Raw genomic sequence first — 18,159 nt, forward strand, 5'->3', positions numbered from 1 at the left:
GGGAGGGGGATTGGCATGATCTCGTTAACGGACATTACGTTTCGCCGCGGGGATAGACAAATCCTTAATGGCGTTAATTTAACGATGAACAAAGGGGAACACTGGGTCATCCTCGGACGCAACGGCTGCGGCAAGACGACGCTGCTCGAGATGATAACCGGCTACGAATTTCCGACATCGGGGAAAGTCAATGTGCTCGGCTATCCATATGGCGAATGCGACGTGCGCGAGGTTCGCAAAGAAATCGGTTATATCAGCCAATCCGTCATGGAGAAACTGACGCTTCGCGACCCGGTCTGGGAAGTCGTGGCGACGGGCGAATACGCGTTTCTCCGTTTCTACCAGGAGATTGACGAGGCTGTTCGATTGAAGTCGTTGTCGCTGTTGGATGAAGTGGGCCTGGTGCACGTGGCCGAACAGCCGCTCGGCTCGCTGTCGCAGGGCGAACGGAAGAAAGTCATGCTTGCCCGGGCGCTGATGCTGAATCCGAAGCTCCTCATCATGGACGAGCCTTGCGCCGGCCTGGATCTCTATGAACGCGAGAAGCTGTTGATCGATCTAGACCGGCTCGGCTCGCGCGATATGATGGTCGTGTACGTTACGCATCATATGGAAGAAATCGTTCCGCTGTTCACGCATGTCGCGCTTGTGCAGAACGGCGAGATCGTGGCTGCGGGACCGAAGAAAGACGTATTGAGCGCGGAGTGGCTTAGCTCCGCTTACGATTGGCCCGTGGAAGTTCATTGGGCAGACGACCGCCCGTGGATAAGGGCATTACCAGGAGGAAGAACGCAGTGACAGAATGGATTGGAACCGCGAATCACGGCTTTGCCTCGCTTGCGATGGAAGAGCTTCGCAGAATGATTCAGGGCATTAAATTTACACAGCTTATCGCGGGGGAAGTATTTCGGATTGACGTGCCTCTGAACCGCGAGGAAATGCTGGCGAAGCTGCAGGAGAGCGAACCGATATTTCTGCGTCATATCCAGCCGATCGACCGCATCGTGCCGATTCAGGGCAATGCCGACGACCTTCAAGCGCTGTCCGAGCTTGTTCGGCATGCGCGGATGCGCTGGGAGAACGGATCGACGGCGATTCATCTAAGGCGCGTCGAAGGCACGTCGTTTCCCTATTCCGCGGCGGACACGAAAGCGGTATTGGATGCCGTCATCATGGAGCTGGGTGGGGAAACGACGATGCAGTCGCCGGAGCAAATTCTGTCCATCTTCGCAGGACAGAGCGAGCTGTACGTCGGCTGGGGAACGCCTGCCGAGCAGCTGTCGGACTGGCCCGGAGGCGCCATTCGGTTTCAACGCGAGGATGACCAGATTTCGCGAGCGAAGTTTAAGCTGCTGGAAGCGGAACGGGCATTCAAGCTGTATCTGGAAACCTTCCGGGAAGCGCTCGACATCGGCGCGGCACCGGGGGGCTGGACGCAGCTGCTCCTGGAGCGCGGCCTTCGCGTCACATCCGTCGATCCCGCGGAGCTACATCCGAAGCTTGCGGCTTATCCGCGTTTAACGGCATTAAAGAAAAATGCCTCGGACGTTCAGTTTGCGCCGGGCACCTTCGATCTGCTTGTGTGCGACATGAGCTGGAGCCCGATGCAGATGGCCAAGCTGGTGCTGGAGAAAGCGGACGCGCTGCGCGACGGGGCGGCAGCCGTAATTACCGTCAAGCTGATGCACAAGAAGCCGCTGCAGACGATCAGGGACGTCGTATCGAAGCTGGAGACCGTGTTCGAGCTGCGCAAGGCGAAGCAATTGTTCCACAATCGGGACGAAATCACGTTATACTTGGTAAAGCGATAATTAGATCCATCATGATAAAGACACGTACAGGAAAGCATCCTGAACGGGCAGGCCGACGGTCTGTTCATTCAGGATGCTTTTTTGCGTGTACGGGGAGGCATCGCGCGATGGAAAGCATCGGTTGGACATCATTGGAGAACGGCACTTTGATCGGAGATCGTTATCGGATTCACGGACGGATCGGGAAGGGCGGCATGGGCGAGGTATATGCGGCGGAAGATACGCGTCTGCACGGGAAGATTCGCGCCTTGAAAGTCAGCCGGGCGCCTGAAGCTGGTGGACAACGCAGCGCCGAGGAGGCGGGCATGCTGATGCGGCTGGATCACCCGCATTTGCCGCTCATCGTGGACTATTTTCCCGCTGCGGAGAACGGCGGCTATGAAGTGCTGGTCATGGATTATATTGACGGGATGACGCTGCAAACCTATCTGGAACAGCAGGATGGCTGCATACCGGCGTCCAAAGCGATCGATATCGGCATGCAGCTGGCAGAGGCGCTCGCCTACTTGCACGAGAGGCAGCCCGCTATCATTCACCGCGATCTGAAGCCGACGAACGTGATGATCGACCACGGGGGCTTCGTGCGATTGATCGACTTTGGCATCGCCCGCGAATTCAAGCCGGGGCAGACGAAGGATACGGTCACGCTCGGCACGCCTGGATTTGCCGCCCCCGAGCAGGAGGGTAATCAGCAAAGCGACGCGCGAACCGACGTATTCGGACTAGGTGCCCTGCTTCATTACTTGCTGACCGGCGGAGGGAAAGTGGGACGAGGACATCACGGCGGCAACAGAAATGACGGACAAGATAGACCGTATCGGGAAGATAGATGGAATGGTTGGTTGGGTTCTAACGATGAGCGCGGAGCAGGTGCGGGGCATGGATTGCTTGGCGGATCGGCAGCGCTGACGGCTGTCATCGGACGAATGACCGACCCGGTCCCAGCCTGCCGGTATGCCACGATGGAGGAAGCCGGGCTTGCGTTGTCTGCTTGTTCGGTCGAAGGAGGATCAGCAGATGGAATCGTCGTACAATCGCGGCAATCCGTATCGCGCAAGGCAGGCTTGTCGAAATCGCGATCCGTCATTGTAGCCTCGCTTTCGCCGGGAGCGGGCGCTACCTTTACGACTCTGACGCTGGCTCACCTCCTGGATCGGGAAGCTGGGCCTGTCGCCGCCTGCGTCGAACATCCTTCCCTGGAACCGGAATGGCATGCGCTGCTCCCCGTAACCGGCAGACGCCGGTCTTGGACTAGTCCGGTCGCTGACAATCGGTATCGGATTCTTTCTTCGACATTCTCACGACTTCTATGGTGCACGCTTGATCCGTCCGTGTCCGCCGAAGCCGAGCCGGCCGCAGACATGCAATTGAAACATCGGCTCATGCTGCAGGCGTTTCAAGCTTCGGTCTTCATTACTGACGTGTCGAGCCGTTGGCTCGCGCCGGAGATGGAAAGGCAGCTGGCATCCTGCGACGACTTGCTCTTCGTGGCGGATCCTTTCCCGGCCAAATGGACGATCCAGCGTCTGGCTGCGGCGAAGCGCATCTGTTTCGAGCGAGAACGCGAGGGGCGGCCGACCTCCTGGATCGCGAACAAGGACGGGAAATTCGCTGCCCGCGGCGAATGGCTCGCTTCCATGCCGGTCAAACCTTGTTGTTCGATTCCGCAGCTGCCTGCGCTAGAATGGGCCGATGCAGTATGGAAGGGACGTTGGGCGACGGCAAACGCAAGATGGCTTTCGCAGCTGGAGCGCGGGCTGCAGCCCGTATTGAAGAGCATCATCGATTCGCGATAAATCCAAATGCGCCGGTTCTATGCTACAATGATGTCCGTACGCGCATAAACGCGGCGCTTTCAGGCGTCGGTCTCGGTTGCTGCGGGTACTGTTCGGACCCGTCCTAAGCTTGCATTGACGGACATGCTTATTTATGATTATGGGAACGGGCCCTCCGGCCCGCAACAGACTAGAGCAAAGTAGGTGCAGAGACAGTATGAACGAACGCATTCTTGTCATCGAAGACGAAGACGGCATTGCGCGGATTCTTCAGCTCGAGCTGGAGCATGAAGGTTATTTCGTCGGCCGCGCTTCGGACGGCAGGAGCGGTCTGGAGCAAGCGACGAACGGCGAATGGGACATGCTGCTGCTTGACGTGATGCTGCCCGAGCTGAACGGGATCGAAGTGCTTCGGCGAATCCGGCAGGCCGGCAATCCGATTCCGATTATTCTATTAACGGCGCGCGATACGATCCCGGACAAAGTCAGCGGATTCGAGCATGGCGCGAATGATTATATAACGAAGCCGTTTGCGATGGAGGAGCTGCTCGCGCGCGTGCGCAATCTGCTTCGTATCTTCCAAGCGCAGCCGAAAGAACCGGAGAGCCCCGACGTATTGAAAGCCGCCGATCTCTCGATCGAGCTTCGCACGCGCAAAGTGTTCCGCAAGGATCTGCCGATCGAGCTTACCCCAAGGGAATTCGAACTGCTCGTTTATTTGGCGGAGCACCGGAACGAAGAGAAATCCCGCGAAGATATTTTGTCGGAAGTATGGGGCTACGATTTTATCGGGGAGACGAACCTGGTGGATGTCTATATTCGGTATTTGCGGCAGAAGGTGGACAAGGGGTATCGCCATAAGCTTATTCATACCGTCCGCGGCGTCGGATACATGCTGAAGGAGCCAGATGCATGACGCTTCGCCGGCGATTTACGTTTTTCACGATTTTTTGGCTTATTTTTATTTTGATCTTGTTTAATATTTTTGTTTATTTGTTCGTCATCAAGATTACGATTCGCAGCGAGGATCAGCTGTTGACGAACAAGGTGAACATATTGCTCGAGGACCCGCGGATCAACGATCCCCATCAGCTGGCCAATCCGGATCTGCTTCGGGATTATTATAACGTCAACGAATTGATGCGCGTCATCGACAGCAGCGGCAAAGCGGTGAACACGCAGGGCTCCGATCCGGAACTGCTCGCGCTTAAGCCCGACTTCTCCAAACGGCATGATACCGGCATGTTCTTCATCGAGGGACGGCGCGTGCTTTATATGAAGGTGCCTTTGTTCCATAACAATGAAATTATCGGTACGCTCGAGATGTACAGGAAGCTTACGCTGCTGGACAGTTATTTGAAAGTCCTGGTCATCGCCTTGACGATTACGAGTATCGGGGCTATTTTGTTCGCGATTTTCGGTACCTATTGGTTTACGTCTCGGCTTACCTCGCCGATTCAGCATATGGTGCAGACGATGAGGGAGATCGACCGGAGCGGGAAGCTGCGCAAGATCGAGCTGGCCCAGCGCGACCAGTCCGCGGAGCTGCTGCAGCTCGCCAGAGCGTTCAATCAGATGATCGAACGGCTGGACCGGACCTTCGAGCGGCAGAAGCAGTTCGTCGCGGACGCTTCCCATGAGCTCAAGACGCCTCTTACGGTCATTAGCAGTTATGCCGGCATGCTGAAGCGCTGGGGCAGAGACGATGCCAACATCCGCGACGAAGCTATCGAAGCGATCAGCAAAGAATCGCAGCGACTGCAAAATTTGACCAAGTCGATGCTCCAGCTGGCGCAGGCCGAAACGGAAGACTGGCTGAAGCTGGAAACGTTCAATCTCGTGCAGCTGGCCGACGAGACCGCGGATATGCTCCATATGACGTTCCAACGGATGATACGCGTTCATACGACGAACAAGCAGGATATCCGGCTTAGCGCGGACAAGGAAAAGATCCGCCAGCTGCTCGTTATTTTGATCGATAATGCCATTAAATACAGCAAAGAACCGATTGATATCAGTCTGTCGATGCACAAGAACGTCGTCCGATTCTCCGTGGCCGATAAAGGAATCGGGATACCCGAGGACGAAATGCCGTATTTGTTCGAACGCTTCTATCGGGTGGACGGCGCGAGAAGCCGCACCACCGGCGGCGTCGGCCTCGGCCTGTCCATCGCCAAGCGGATCGTCGATTTGCACGAAGGCCAAATCGACGTCTTCAGCAAGCCGGAGCAGGGAACGACCATATCGATCGCGATTCCGCAAAAAAAATAAAGCAGCAGCCAAGGGGATAGGGCCATGACCGGAATACGCGTATGCGCGGTTCAATATAAACTGGAAGATATCGACAGCTTTGACCAATTTGCGTTTCAAGTCAGGCACTACGTTCGGAATGCGTCCGAATACGAGGTGCAGGTGATTTTATTTCCGGAGTTTTTCACGACGCAGCTGCTCTCGATCGGGGATGCGGCCGGTGCGGCGCTGACCATTGATCGGCTTCCGTCGTTTACGGATGCTTACGTGGAACTCTTTCAAGCGCTGGCTGCGGAATACGACGTCCATATTATCGGCGGTACACATGTCATCGCACTGGAAGACGGCAAGCTCAATAACGCCGCGCATCTGTTCTATCCGGACGGCCGCGTGGAGAAGCAACCGAAATTACATATGACGCCGACGGAGCGCGAGGAATGGAATATGTCGCCGGGCGATGGCCTGGAGGTATTCGACACGCCGTTCGGAACGATTGCGATGCTGACCTGCTACGATATCGAATTTCCGGAAATCGTTCGCATGGCGCGGGCCAAAGGAGCGGATATCATCTTCTGCCCATCCTGTACCGATGACCGCCATGGCTTCTATCGCGTTCGTTACTGCTGCCATGCAAGAGCCGTGGAGAACCAGGTGTATATCGTGACGACCGGAACGGTGGGCTCGCTGCGCAAAGTCGATTTCATGCGCGCGAATTATGGGCAGGCAGCGGTAATTTCGCCGAACGACATCCCGTTTCCGCCGGCCGGCATCATGACGGAAGGGGTCATCAACGACGACATGCTCGTCGTTGCGGATCTCGACGTGCGCTTGCTGCATGACGTCCGGGCAGCCGGATCCGTGACGACATGGCGCGACCGACGCATCGATTTGTACGGGGACTGGTCTTGATCGGCTAGGCGATTGAACCAAGGAGGAAGGCCTCGCCATGAACAAGCAAATGATGGTGTACCTCGACGGAAAACCGATCGAAATCGTCATTCGAAATTATACGCATGCCGATTTCGCCAACATGATCGATATCCAGCGACAATGCTTCCCGCCTCCGTTTCCATCCGAGCTTTGGTGGAACGAAGCGCAGCTGAAGGAACACGTGACGCGATTTCCCGACGGTGCGTTGTGCGCCGAACTGGACGGACGGCTGATCGGCTCGATTACCGGGCTCAAGGTTGACGATGAACAGCTCCACGGAGCTCACAGCTGGGAGTCGATCACGGACGGAGGTTATATTCGCAATCACGCGCCGCACGGCGACACGCTGTACATCGTCGACATTTGCGTCGTTCCGGATATGCGCAAAGCGGGAATCGGCAAATGGCTCATGCAGAGCATGTACGAGACGGTCGTGCATCTACGATTGAAGCGGCTGCTGGGCGGAGGAAGGATGCCGGGGTACCATCGCTGCGCGGATACCATTTCGCCAGATGAGTACTTGTCCGGCGTAGTCTCAGGTCGCTTCAATGATCCGGTCATCTCCTTCCTGCTGCGCTGCGGCCGCATGCCGGTCGGAACGGCAGCCGATTATTTGGAGGACGAGGAGTCCCGCAATTATGCCGCTCTTATGGAGTGGAAGAACCCTTTTCATGAATCGTGAATGAAAAAATGAATGAATGAAGCAGCTAATCAGAGGAGCGAGAAACTTGGACTACGTACGCATTCAATCCATTGACCATCCGTTGTTCGCGAAGATGCACGAGTTGATGAAAACCGTCTTTCCGCCTGAGGAAGTACTGGCATTCGAGAAGTGGCAGGCGCCGCTTGAGGACGAGGGCATTCATGTCTATGTCGCCGTTCATGAAGGAGAAGTCGTCGGTACGACGGAATACCGTTATTACCCCGCGCTGCGAGTCGCGATGACGGACTTTACGATCATTGGCCGTCCCGGTCTCGGAATCGGCCGTTTTCTCTTGCGCAATCGGTCGCGCGATTTGCAGCGGCTGGCAGAGCAAAGCGGAACGGAGTCGATCGGCATGTTCGCCGAAATTTACGATCCCGTTCAATCCACCTATGAATTCGGCGGCATCTATCCGATGAGTCCTTACGTCCGCCGTGAGGTGCTGTCCCATATCGGTTATATGCGTCTGGATTTCCCGTATGTACACCCGTCATGGGAAGAGGATGGCTCGGCTGTCCGCGGACTTAACTTAAGCTTCTTGCCGGCGGATGAAGACCGTACGGAGCTGGACGCATCGCTCGTCACCGCTTTTCTCGCGCACTATTACTCGGCGCTTCCGAACAAGCCGGATGAGTGGTACGCCATGATGGAGCAGCTGAAAGGCCAAGACAAGCTTACGCTTCTGCCGCTGTAAAGTGGATTGACATAATCAGTTCGTCAGGAGCTGAAAGGAGACGGCAGTAAATGAATATTACCTTTTGGGGAACCGGCGATGCGATGGGCGTGCCGCGCGTGTATTGCTCGTGCGCCGTCTGCGAGGAGGCGAGGGCCGGAGGGGAGAATCGGCGGTTTCGTTCGCTTATCCAGCTCGATGATGCATCGTTCGGCACGCTGCTGATCGATTGCGGTCCGGATTGGCGCGCCGGGATGGAGGCGGCCGGCCTGCGGGATAACGTGACCCTGCTCATCACGCATGCGCATTTCGATCATATCGCCGGGCTTCCGGAATATGCGGATATGTGCAGATGGCTTGGACGCAAAGGCAAGGCTTACGCGATGCCGGACACGATTCACGAGATATTGGCGCGGTTTCCTTGGCTCGGTTCTCAGATCGTATTTATTCCGATCCAGGAGCCGCTTACGTTCGGGGATTGGGATGTTCGATGCTGGAAGGTGAATCACGGCAAGAACGGACATGCTTACGCGTACCGGTTCTCTAACGCTTCGACGGGCCGCAGCTTCGCGTATTGTTCCGACTCGATCGCCTTGGAGGGCGAGGAGCTTGAGCCGCTGGGCGGTCTGGACGTGCTGATCCTGGGAACGAGCTTCTATGAGGAGCCTTATCCGTTCGAGACCCGTTCCGTCTACGATGTACGGGAAGGCTTGCGGTTGATCGATCAATTGAAGCCGGGCAAAACATGGTTCACCCATATGTCGCACGATATCGATGTTGCCCGCGATTATGGTCTGCCCGCGGGAACGGCCTTTGCGCGCACCGGATTAACGATTTCGGTGTAGGCGGCTGTCCCCTTGACTTTTCCGGGGGCCAGCGGCTATGATAAATGTAACTTTATGCAGCAAGGGGAAATTTTGATGCGTGTCGGTGTTCTTAACTTCTAATTGGATATCACCTGGAGCCTGAAGTGCTTCCAGGAACGGAACTGAATCCGCTTGACGCAAGTCGGCTTGCCCAGATGGCGCAGGTTTATCTTGTTATCGGCGAATTCGGATTCCGTTGCCAATGAGTTAAGAACATGACCCATTTCCGCCTGCTGGACGGTAAATGAGCGTGCTCTTCGAGCACGCTTTTTTTCATGCTATCGATGGTTCGCCCGCGAAGGGGGAGTCCGTCTTGGCGTGACCGTCATCCCAAACAGGAATGGAATGCGTTTATGCGCTTTCCGTTCCTGTTTTTTTATTTTACTTCGAAAAGGATGGTTGCCGAAAATGAATCAAAGGACCTTAACGACGCTGGAATTTTATAAAATCAAAGCCATGCTCGTGGAATACACCGTATCCGACGCGGGCAAGGCGCTTGCTGAACGTCTGGAGCCGAGTACTCGGCTCGGTCAAGTGAAGGCATGGCTGAACGAAACGGAGGAGGCGGCTGCTCTCTTGGCGGCAGGCGCGAGCGTGCCCCTCTCCGCCATGGAGGGGATCGAGCCGTTCATGGCGCTGCTCGGGAAAGGAAAGATCTACACTGAGCAGGAACTTGGCCATCTGGCCGCCTGGCTGACTGCCGTGGCGCAAATGAAGCGTTATATGGACGGCAAGCGAACGGCGGCCCCGACAGTCAGCGCGTATGCAGACTCGATGCGGGATTGCCCGGAATTGGCGAAGGAGCTCGCGCGCTGCATTCGGCATGGCCGAATAACCGACCAAGCCAGTCCGGAGCTTGCCGACATCAGGCGCCATATCGCGGCTGCCGAGGATCGGATCGAGCGCCGAATCAACCAGCTGCTAAGCAAATACAAGAACGCGCTTCAAGAGCAGCTGGTCAGCAAACGGAACGGCCGTTTCGTCATCCCCGTCAAGCGCGAACTGCGCAGGCAGGTGCCCGGCACCGTATGGGATGAATCGGCCAGCGGTCAAACCTTGTTCGTCGAGCCGGCCGACGTATCCGATTTGCAAGGGGAGCTGCAGCTGTGGAAGAGCGAGGAAGAACGCGAGCGCACGCAAATCTTGTCGCGCCTGTCGGACTTTGCCGAGACGCATGGCGAGGAGTTCCGCTGGAACGTGGAAGCGATGGCGACGTTTGATTTTATTTTCGCCCGGGGCAAGCTCGCCCGAACGTACAACGGCATAGCGCCGGCTGTCGTGGATCGGCCGTATGTCCGGTTGACCGAAGCTAGGCATCCGCTGCTCGGGGAGAAGGCCGTGCCGCTTACGGTCGAGATCGGTGCCCACTGGCGCCAATTGATCATCACGGGTCCGAACACGGGCGGCAAAACCGTCGCGCTCAAGACGATCGGTCTCTTCGCCCTCATGTGCCAATCGGGTCTGCTGCTGCCCGCAGGCAAAGGAACGGAGCTTGGCATGTTCGAGACCATTCTGGCTGACGTCGGCGACGGACAGAGCATCGAGCAGTCGCTCAGCACCTTCTCCGCGCATATGGATTGCTTGAGCGGCATGCTTCGTTCGGCGAATGGACGGTCGTTGCTGCTGCTCGACGAGCTGGCGGCGGGGACGGATCCCGGCGAAGGCATCGCCTTGTCGATCGCGGTGCTAGAGGAACTGCTCGAGCGCGGGTCCTTGGTTGCGGCGACCACGCATTTTAACGAGATTAAACGTTTTGCGGCCGCGACGGCTGCCTGCACGAATGCACGGATGGCTTTCGATCCCGAGACGCTGAAGCCGACCTATACGCTGGAAGTCGGCGAAGCCGGCGACAGTTACGCATTCGCGATTGCCAGGCGCTTCGGGCTGCCTGAACGCGTCGTGCAGCGAGCGGAGCAGCGTGTCGGGCAGGAGGGGCCGAAACGATCCGAAATCGAAGCCGAAGCCGAAACTGGCATAGGCGCCGCTCATTCCGGAGAATCCGGGAAGCCATCCGCGATGACGGAGCGGAAGAAGAGACAGCGTCCTTCGAAAAGCGGCAATTCTACCTCGATAAACGATCAAAGTAGCGGGGAAGAGTCCGAGCAGCCAGAGGCAGCGGTCGTGGGGAACAAGAAACGTCCGTTCGAAATCGGGGATTGCGTGTGGATTTATCCGCTCAAGCGAACGGGCATCGTATACCGTGCAGCAGACGAACGAGGAGACATTATCGTGCAGGTGCAGAAGACCAAGATGAGCTTCAACCGAAAGCGGCTGTCGCTCTATATCCCGAGCGCCGAGTTGTATCCGGGAGGCGATTACGATCTGGATATCGTGTTCGAGTCGAAAGAGAACAGGAAGAAACGCAAGCTGATGGGGAGGAAATACGCCCCCGGCGTAACGATCGTTACGCCGGCGGAGGAGAAGGACAGTTAAAGCTGCTCCTGCTGGCAGTGGCTAAGACTAGGATCTGATGCAGGAATTATGGTCGGGCTGCAGTCCATTGGCGCTGCTTCAGTCCCGGCTTTCAATGACGAGCAGCAAACCGCCGTCGATTTCGATCAGCCCCTCATGCTCTTGCAGACGATTGCTGATGCCGATGGATTGACCGATCTCGATCGTCGCTTCATGAAGCGGGTATTGGAAGCCGGACAGCGTAATGCCGGTCACCGTCTCCGAGAGCGGGAGCAGCGAGATGTAGGAGAAACCGTGATCCGCTATCCGCAGCTTCCTGGTTACGAGGCGAATGCGGTTGTGCTCGTCCATCAGGCAAGCAGGAACATTCGCGCGCGCGGCAAGGCGGAGCAGATGCACGTTTGCCAGCGTATGGTCGAACCGCGTTCCGAGTGCGCCGACCATGACGATCTCCCGCGGGTTCTTGTCCACGGCCAGGCGCCAGGCAAGCTCGGTATCCGTGTAGTCCTTATCGATGGGGTCGTAGTCATGCGTTTCGCCGCTGAACCGGCGGATCTGATCCAGTTCCTCCGCGGTTACGGAATCGAAGTCGCCGAGCGCGATATCAGGCCGGATGCCGTGCCGCACGAGAAATAACGCGCCGGCGTCCGCGCCGATAATATAGTCGTCCGGTCCGATGATAGGAATGGCCCATTCCCCCAATCTTCCGCCGGTCACGATTATGATGCGTCTATCTTTCATGGCTGTCGATGCCGCCTTTCCGATCTGTACGATGATTGCTTTAGCCAGTATACTTCCGATAGGCGCGGTTGACCATACATCTTAACCATGCAGGTCTCGCAGGGGGCGTATGGTCGTCTCTTGCAAACTTACCCTTGATCAATGCGTCGGCCACGGCTAAAATGAGTAAGGATTTAAGAATAGTGCGGAACTGGCGGAGGCAACATGAGATGAATGCTGCGGTGGATATGGACATTTTTACGGTTTTCAGCATTATCGGCACCATCGCGTTCGCAATGAGCGGCGCGATCGTCGCGATGGAAGAAGAGTACGACATTCTGGGCGTGTACGTGCTTGGACTCGTAACGGCCTTCGGAGGCGGCGTCATACGCAACTTGCTGATCGGCGTCCCGATTCCGACGATATGGACGCAGGGCATGCTGCTGAAGACGGCAGTCATTGCGATGACCGTCGCATTCGTGCTTCCGCTGAAATGGATTCACACGTGGAAGAAGAGCGAGGCGTTCTTCGATGCCATCGGCTTGTCGGCGTTCGCGATTCAAGGCGCGCTGTACGCAACGGGCAAATACCCGCTAAGCGCGGTCATGGTGGCCGCGATGCTGACGGGTATCGGCGGAGGCATGATCAGGGACGTGCTTGCGGGGCGGAAGCCGCTCGTGCTGCGCGACGAGATCTATGCGGTGTGGGCATTAAGCGCGGGGGCCGCAATCGGACTCAGCTGGTTCAAAACGCCGGTCGAATTGCTGGTCTTGTTCGCGATCGTCATCTTATTCCGCATGCTGTCGGTCCATTACGGCTGGCGGCTGCCGCGCAGGTCGCTCAAGTACGCGCTTTCGCAATCGGTCTTCGAGGATGAGAACCGGGCGGCCGCGGCTGCGAAGAAGAACGAGCAATTAGAGTTAAAGGAAGGAGAACGGCAATGATTCGAGTATTGTTTGTTTGTCTCGGCAATATATGCCGTTCGCCGATGGCGGAAGCGGTGTTTCGCGATCGTTTGAAGGCGTTGGGACTGGAAGAGCGGATCGAGACGGATTCCGCGGGAACGGGAGATTGGCATCTGTGCAAGCCGCCGCATGAGGGGACTCGGGCGCTGCTGGACCATCATGGCATTTCCTATGAAGGCATTCGCGCGCGGCAAGTGCTGCTGGACGATTTTAGCCGATTCGATTATATCGTATGCATGGACAGAAACAACGAGCGCGACGTCAGGCAGGTGTTCGGGAGCAAGGCCGACAACAACGCGAAAGTATTCAAGTTCATGGATTTGCTGCCGGCGCACGAGAGCGACGACGTGCCCGATCCGTATTACACCGGTAACTTCGAAGAGGTATATGGACTCGTCTCCGAAGGCTGCGACAGGCTGCTGGACCGAATCCGGGAAGAGCATCCCGACCAATTCTAACGGCTCCATGCCAAAGAAAGAAAAAGCAGCGTGCTTCCCGCGGGAGGCTGCGCTGCTTTTTTCGTATGATTTGATTCCGATTAATCGTTTGCTCTCGCTCAGCTCTCCGACTGCAGAAAGCTGCGCAGCGCTTCGGGAATGTACGGCTGCCAGAAGCCCCAGACATGGTCGCCGTCATGCTCGCCATAGATCGTCGACGCGCCTTTGCGTTCCAGAATGGCGCGCATGTCCCGGTTCATCTCGACGAAATCGTAGACGCCGTGGTCGGATTTAAACGCCGTCTCCTGGAGACCGACGATCATATAGAGAACCAGCGCGCTCAAATCGCCTGTTTCTTCGGCGATTTTGCGGGTTGCGGGATAATAGGCCCCCGACAAGGAAATAATTTGATGGAATAAATTGGGGAAAGCCAAGGCGATAAGGAAGCTGACGGAGCCTCCGAGCGAGTCGCCGGCCAGAATCCGCGATTCCGATTCGCGGCGAATCGGATACTTATCTTCAATAAACGGTATCAGTTCTTCGCCGAAGAAGGATACATACGCCTGATGCCGGTCGCCGTTAGGCGCATATTCGCTCGTGCGATGCTGAAGATCGACATCGACGCCGACGATGATGAAGGGCTCGATGCCCTCGTCCAGTATAAGTTGGTTCGCAGTCGTGGCAATACGGCCGAAGTTGAAAAACTGCTCGCCGTCCTGGCAGTAAACGACAGGATAGCTTAGCAGCTCGTTGTAACCCGGCGGCAAATAAACGCGCAGGTTTCGCGAGCCTTCCGGCAAATATCGGCTCGATACGACTTCTTTCACGATCGTCCTTTTCAAATAGCGTTCATCCGTCATGAGGGAAATCTCCTTTCACTTGCATGGATTAGGAATGGATTGGGTAAACAAAAGGGAGGCTAGTTCGGCATGGCCGCGGGTTTTCCGTGCTGTTGTATTATGCTGTACTAGTAATGGATAATATCTGTTACATATACAATTTAGCAGGATTATAGAGAAAAGATTGCCGAGTTCAGCGGTTTTTGATGCATTATGCTTTGACCATTACGGTTAAACAGGTTTATAATCATTCTATAACAGAGCTACTCGTTTTTTCAAATATTCAACTGAGGTGAACAATAATGAGCAAGCTGCCTTACGAAGTTCATTCGGAACCGGTAACCCCGCTTTCCGTTTTGTCTCCTGAAGGAGAAGTCGTAAATGAGGCTTACATGCCGAATTTGACGGACGATCAATTAAAAGAAATTATGTACCGCATGGTCTTTACGCGCACATGGGATGAGCGCGCAGTAAATTTGGGCCGCCAAGGCCGCCTTGGTTTCTATGCGCCGGTATCCGGCCAGGAAGCTTCGATGGTCGGCAGCGAATACGCCTTGAACAAGGACGATTTCGTATGCCCGGGTTACCGCGACATGCCGCAAATCGTTTGGCACGGGCTGCCTTTGTACCAAGCATTCCTTTATTCCCGCGGTCACCAGCACGGCGGACAAATCCCGGAAGGCGTTCACGTTCTCATGCCGCAAATCATTATCGGCGCTCAAATCCTGCACGCGACCGGCGTAGCGATGGCCTTTAAGAAAAAAGGCGAGAAACGCGTCGCGATTACGTATACGGGAGACGGCGGTTCCTCCGAAGGCGATTTCTACGAAGGCTTGAACTTCGCGGGCGCATTCAAACTCCCTGTCATCTATGTCGTGCAAAACAACGGCTATGCGATTACGACGCCGTTCGCCAAGCAAACGGCCGCGCAATCCATTGCGCATAAAGCGCTGGCTGCGGGCGTGCGCGGCGTACAAGTCGACGGCATGGACGTACTGGCTGTCATCAAAGCGGTATCCGAAGCAGCTGAACGCGGCCGCAATGGCGAAGGCGCCACTTTGATCGAGATGATCACGTACCGTTTCCGTCCGCACTCCATGGCGGATGACACGTCGAAATACCGTACGAAGGACGAAGAGGGCGAATGGTCCGTGAAAGATCCGATCACGCGCTTCGCCAAGTTCCTCGAGAAGAAAGGCCTGTGGACGGACGAAGACACGGCCCGCGTGAAAGAGGAAGCGAAAGCAACGGTTAACGAACATATCAAAAAAGCGGAAGCGACGGACAAAATGACGGTCAGCGGTTTGATCGACTCCATGTTCGAGACGACGCCAGCTTATTTGGAAGCGCAAAAAGCCGATTTTCAATAATGGGATGCATATAGATGCAAGCTAAGGAGGAACTCGCGACAATGGCTCAAATGAATATGAAAGAAGCGATCCGCGATGCAATGCGCGTGGAGCTTAAAAACGATCCGAACGTAATCGTCTTCGGAGAAGACGTCGGTAAAGTCGGCGGTGTATTCCGCGCAACGGAAGGACTGCAGGGCGAATTCGGCGAAGAGCGCGTATTTGATACGCCGCTCGCGGAATCCGCGATTGCGGGCATGGCCGTCGGCATGGGCCTTCAAGGCTTCCGTCCGGTAGCGGAAATCCAATTCGTCGGTTTTATCTATGAAGCACTCGACCAAATGTTCGTACAAGCCGCGCGCATGCGTTACCGTTCCGGCGGCCGCTACAACTCGCCGATCGTATTCCGTACGCCTTTCGGAGGCGGCGTCAAAGCAGCCGAGCTGCATACGGACTCCCTTGAAGGCTTGGCGATCCAAACGCCGGGCATCAAGGTCATCGTGCCTTCGAATCCGTATGATGCCAAAGGCCTTCTGGTATCTGCGATCCGCGATAACGATCCGGTGTTCTTCATGGAACACTTGAACCTGTACCACGCTTTCCGCCAAGACGTGCCCGAAGAGGCCTACACCGTTGAAATCGGAAAAGCAAACATCGTTCGCGAAGGCGCCGACGTCACGATCATCGCATACGGCTTGATGGTTCACACGGCGATGAAGGCGGCCGAAGAGCTCGAGAAGAACGGTGTTAAAGCCGAAGTCATCGATTTGCGCACGCTTCTTCCGCTCGACATCGAGACGATCGTCGCGTCCATTCAGAAGACGAACCGCGCGATCGTCGTTCAAGAAGCGCAGAAAACGTCCGGTGCCGCTGCCGAGATCATCGCGCAAATCAACGAGTATGCCATCCTTCACCTGGAAGCGCCGGTACTTCGCGTTACGGGCCCGGATACGGTTTACCCTTACGCTCAAATCGAAGACAGCTGGCTTCCGAACGTGGACCGCATCGTGAAGGCCGCTAACCAAGTCATTAACTTTTAATTGCATCGCTGGACGACAATAGGGCAGGTCGTGAGACCTGGAAGGAGGTCACGGGACGTGGCAAAGTTTGAGTATCGTTTCCCGGAGCTGGGCGAAGGCTTGCATGAAGGCGAAATCGTTAAAATGCATATCAAGCCCGGCGATACGGTAACGGATGAAGATATCATCATGGAAGTGCAGAACGACAAGGCGATCGTCGAGGTTCCTTGTCCTGTGAACGGCAAAGTGCTCGAAGTGCTTGTGAAAGACGGACAGGTTTGCCACGTGGGCGATATCGTCGCAGTCATCGATGCCGAAGGCGAAGTGCCTGAGCAGGCAGCGCCGGCAGGCGGCGGTCACAGTGCGCCGGCACCGGCTGCCGAAGCTCCGAAAGTCGTTGAAGCCCCTAAGGCCGAAGCTCCTAAAGCAGAAGCGGCACCGGCGGCAGCGCCTGCACCGGCTTCGAAGCCGGCAGGCGGACTTGTGCTGGCTACGCCTAGCGTTCGCAAGTTCTCTCGCGAGCAAGGCGTCGACATTGCGACCGTAACGGGCTCCGGCAAGAACGGACGCATTACGCGAGAAGACATTTCGGCATTCGCATCGGGCGGCGGCGCGGCTGCAGCCGGCGCATCTGCCGGCCAAGCGCCGGAAACGGCGGCTAGCGAAGCCAAAGCTGCTCCTTCAGCGGCAGCGGCACCCGTCGGCGACCGCGCGGAAGAGCGCGTGCCGTTCAAGGGCATTCGAAAAGCGATCGCTAACGCGATGGTTAAATCCGTTTACACGGCGCCTCATGTTACGATCATGGACGAAGTGGACGTTACGGCGCTCGTCGAGCTTCGTACCAAAGCGAAGCCGTTGGCCGAGAAGAAAGGCGTCAAGCTGACTTATCTGCCGTTTATCGTGAAAGCACTCGTAGCGGCTTGCCGCCAGTTCCCGATCATGAACGCGATGCTCGACGAAGAGAAGCAAGAAATCGTCTACAAGAAGTACTACAATATCGGCATCGCCACGGATACGGACAACGGCTTGGTCGTTCCGGTTATTCCGGACGCGGACCGCAAGAACGTGTGGATGGTCGCTGACGCTATTCGCGACCTCGCAGTCAAAGCACGCGACGGCAAGCTGAGCGCGCAAGAGATGAGAGGCAGCACCATCAGCATCACGAACATCGGTTCCGCAGGCGGCATGTTCTTCACGCCGGTCATCAACTTCCCTGAAGTCGCAATTCTCGGCACGGGCCGGATCTCCGAAAAGCCGGTCGTCAAGAACGGCGAGATCGTTGCAGGCCATGTCATGGCCCTGTCCCTAAGCTTTGACCACCGTCTGATTGACGGCGCGACAGCTCAAAACTTCATGAACTACATCAAACAGCTGCTTGCTGATCCGCAATTACTTGTAATGGAGGTCTAA

17 protein-coding genes are annotated in these 18,159 nt (G+C 56.3%); 15 read left to right on the top strand and 2 right to left on the bottom strand.

What is annotated here, in order from left to right; genetic code table 11:
- The first annotated feature begins 15 nt into the window (after positions 1–15).
- From GT003_RS03630 to GT003_RS03675, 10 genes are all read left to right on the top strand, one after another.
- Positions 16–798 carry an ABC transporter ATP-binding protein gene (locus tag GT003_RS03630; RefSeq protein ID WP_161694535.1) on the top strand — a complete coding sequence of 261 codons (783 nt, stop codon included), beginning with the start codon at positions 16–18 and terminating at the stop codon, positions 796–798.
- On the top strand, positions 795–1,811 hold the full coding sequence (locus GT003_RS03635) for an SAM-dependent methyltransferase (RefSeq protein WP_204798860.1): 1,017 nt from the start codon (positions 795–797) through the stop codon (positions 1,809–1,811). Before GT003_RS03630 ends, GT003_RS03635 begins: the two co-directional genes overlap by 4 nt.
- Before the next feature lie 107 nt (positions 1,812–1,918).
- Positions 1,919–3,607 carry a serine/threonine-protein kinase gene (locus GT003_RS03640; protein WP_161694538.1) on the top strand — a complete coding sequence of 563 codons (1,689 nt, stop codon included), beginning with the start codon at positions 1,919–1,921 and terminating at the stop codon, positions 3,605–3,607.
- Positions 3,608–3,803: 196 nt separating this feature from the next.
- Complete coding sequence (locus GT003_RS03645; RefSeq protein WP_161694541.1) at positions 3,804–4,502, top strand: response regulator transcription factor; 699 nt, start codon at positions 3,804–3,806, stop codon at positions 4,500–4,502.
- Positions 4,499–5,857 (top strand): HAMP domain-containing sensor histidine kinase, encoded by a 1,359-nt coding sequence (locus GT003_RS03650; RefSeq protein ID WP_161694543.1) that lies wholly within the window; start codon positions 4,499–4,501, stop codon positions 5,855–5,857. Before GT003_RS03645 ends, GT003_RS03650 begins: the two co-directional genes overlap by 4 nt.
- Positions 5,858–5,881: 24 nt before the next feature.
- On the top strand, positions 5,882–6,745 hold the full coding sequence (locus GT003_RS03655) for a carbon-nitrogen hydrolase family protein (RefSeq protein ID WP_161694545.1): 864 nt from the start codon (positions 5,882–5,884) through the stop codon (positions 6,743–6,745).
- A 37-nt stretch (positions 6,746–6,782) separates the two neighbouring features.
- Entirely contained in the window at positions 6,783–7,448 is a 666-nt protein-coding gene (locus GT003_RS03660) for a GNAT family N-acetyltransferase (RefSeq protein ID WP_161694548.1), read from the top strand.
- A gap of 46 nt (positions 7,449–7,494) precedes the next feature.
- Positions 7,495–8,163, top strand: coding sequence for a GNAT family N-acetyltransferase (locus tag GT003_RS03665; RefSeq protein ID WP_161694550.1), 669 nt, complete (start codon positions 7,495–7,497; stop codon positions 8,161–8,163).
- A gap of 50 nt (positions 8,164–8,213) precedes the next feature.
- Entirely contained in the window at positions 8,214–8,987 is a 774-nt protein-coding gene (locus GT003_RS03670) for an MBL fold metallo-hydrolase (RefSeq protein ID WP_161694553.1), read from the top strand.
- A gap of 429 nt (positions 8,988–9,416) precedes the next feature.
- On the top strand, positions 9,417–11,441 hold the full coding sequence (locus GT003_RS03675) for an endonuclease MutS2 (protein ID WP_161694555.1): 2,025 nt from the start codon (positions 9,417–9,419) through the stop codon (positions 11,439–11,441).
- A 78-nt stretch (positions 11,442–11,519) separates the two neighbouring features.
- Here GT003_RS03675 and GT003_RS03680 read toward each other — a convergent pair whose 3' ends face one another.
- Entirely contained in the window at positions 11,520–12,161 is a 642-nt protein-coding gene (locus tag GT003_RS03680) for a thiamine diphosphokinase (protein WP_161694558.1), read from the bottom strand.
- A 227-nt stretch (positions 12,162–12,388) separates the two neighbouring features.
- Here GT003_RS03680 and GT003_RS03685 point away from each other — a divergent pair, with 227 nt between their 5' ends.
- Entirely contained in the window at positions 12,389–13,084 is a 696-nt protein-coding gene (locus tag GT003_RS03685) for a trimeric intracellular cation channel family protein (protein ID WP_161695286.1), read from the top strand.
- Positions 13,081–13,563 carry a low molecular weight protein-tyrosine-phosphatase gene (locus GT003_RS03690; protein ID WP_161694561.1) on the top strand — a complete coding sequence of 161 codons (483 nt, stop codon included), beginning with the start codon at positions 13,081–13,083 and terminating at the stop codon, positions 13,561–13,563. Before GT003_RS03685 ends, GT003_RS03690 begins: the two co-directional genes overlap by 4 nt.
- A gap of 98 nt (positions 13,564–13,661) precedes the next feature.
- Here GT003_RS03690 and GT003_RS03695 read toward each other — a convergent pair whose 3' ends face one another.
- Positions 13,662–14,402 carry an alpha/beta hydrolase gene (locus GT003_RS03695; RefSeq protein ID WP_161694563.1) on the bottom strand — a complete coding sequence of 247 codons (741 nt, stop codon included), beginning with the start codon at positions 14,400–14,402 and terminating at the stop codon, positions 13,662–13,664.
- A gap of 281 nt (positions 14,403–14,683) precedes the next feature.
- Here GT003_RS03695 and pdhA point away from each other — a divergent pair, with 281 nt between their 5' ends.
- From pdhA to GT003_RS03710, 3 genes are read left to right on the top strand one after another with little or no spacing between them, the layout of a single operon-like run.
- Positions 14,684–15,751, top strand: coding sequence for a pyruvate dehydrogenase (acetyl-transferring) E1 component subunit alpha (gene pdhA / locus GT003_RS03700; protein ID WP_161694565.1), 1,068 nt, complete (start codon positions 14,684–14,686; stop codon positions 15,749–15,751).
- Between the two features lie 41 nt (positions 15,752–15,792).
- On the top strand, positions 15,793–16,770 hold the full coding sequence (locus tag GT003_RS03705) for an alpha-ketoacid dehydrogenase subunit beta (protein WP_161694568.1): 978 nt from the start codon (positions 15,793–15,795) through the stop codon (positions 16,768–16,770).
- A 57-nt stretch (positions 16,771–16,827) separates the two neighbouring features.
- Positions 16,828–18,159, top strand: coding sequence for a 2-oxo acid dehydrogenase subunit E2 (locus GT003_RS03710; protein ID WP_161694571.1), 1,332 nt, complete (start codon positions 16,828–16,830; stop codon positions 18,157–18,159).

The sequence above is a fragment of the Paenibacillus sacheonensis genome, from assembly GCF_009909195.1.
Taxonomy (GTDB): domain Bacteria; phylum Bacillota; class Bacilli; order Paenibacillales; family Paenibacillaceae; genus Paenibacillus_Z; species Paenibacillus_Z sacheonensis.

Excerpts from the sequence above, each read along its gene's own strand:
- GT003_RS03630 (WP_161694535.1), top strand. The coding sequence starts at position 16 with ATGATCTCGTTAACGGACATTACGTTTCGCCGCGGGGATAGACAAATC.
- GT003_RS03655 (WP_161694545.1), top strand. The coding sequence starts at position 5,882 with ATGACCGGAATACGCGTATGCGCGGTTCAATATAAACTGGAAGATATC.
- GT003_RS03690 (WP_161694561.1), top strand. The coding sequence starts at position 13,081 with ATGATTCGAGTATTGTTTGTTTGTCTCGGCAATATATGCCGTTCGCCG.
- GT003_RS03670 (WP_161694553.1), top strand. The coding sequence starts at position 8,214 with ATGAATATTACCTTTTGGGGAACCGGCGATGCGATGGGCGTGCCGCGC.
- pdhA (WP_161694565.1), top strand. The coding sequence starts at position 14,684 with ATGAGCAAGCTGCCTTACGAAGTTCATTCGGAACCGGTAACCCCGCTT.
- GT003_RS03660 (WP_161694548.1), top strand. The coding sequence starts at position 6,783 with ATGAACAAGCAAATGATGGTGTACCTCGACGGAAAACCGATCGAAATC.
- GT003_RS03685 (WP_161695286.1), top strand. The coding sequence starts at position 12,389 with ATGGACATTTTTACGGTTTTCAGCATTATCGGCACCATCGCGTTCGCA.
- GT003_RS03645 (WP_161694541.1), top strand. The coding sequence starts at position 3,804 with ATGAACGAACGCATTCTTGTCATCGAAGACGAAGACGGCATTGCGCGG.
- GT003_RS03705 (WP_161694568.1), top strand. The coding sequence starts at position 15,793 with ATGGCTCAAATGAATATGAAAGAAGCGATCCGCGATGCAATGCGCGTG.
- GT003_RS03695 (WP_161694563.1), bottom strand. The coding sequence starts at position 14,402 with ATGACGGATGAACGCTATTTGAAAAGGACGATCGTGAAAGAAGTCGTA.
- GT003_RS03680 (WP_161694558.1), bottom strand. The coding sequence starts at position 12,161 with ATGAAAGATAGACGCATCATAATCGTGACCGGCGGAAGATTGGGGGAA.
- GT003_RS03640 (WP_161694538.1), top strand. The coding sequence starts at position 1,919 with ATGGAAAGCATCGGTTGGACATCATTGGAGAACGGCACTTTGATCGGA.
- GT003_RS03650 (WP_161694543.1), top strand. The coding sequence starts at position 4,499 with ATGACGCTTCGCCGGCGATTTACGTTTTTCACGATTTTTTGGCTTATT.
- GT003_RS03675 (WP_161694555.1), top strand. The coding sequence starts at position 9,417 with ATGAATCAAAGGACCTTAACGACGCTGGAATTTTATAAAATCAAAGCC.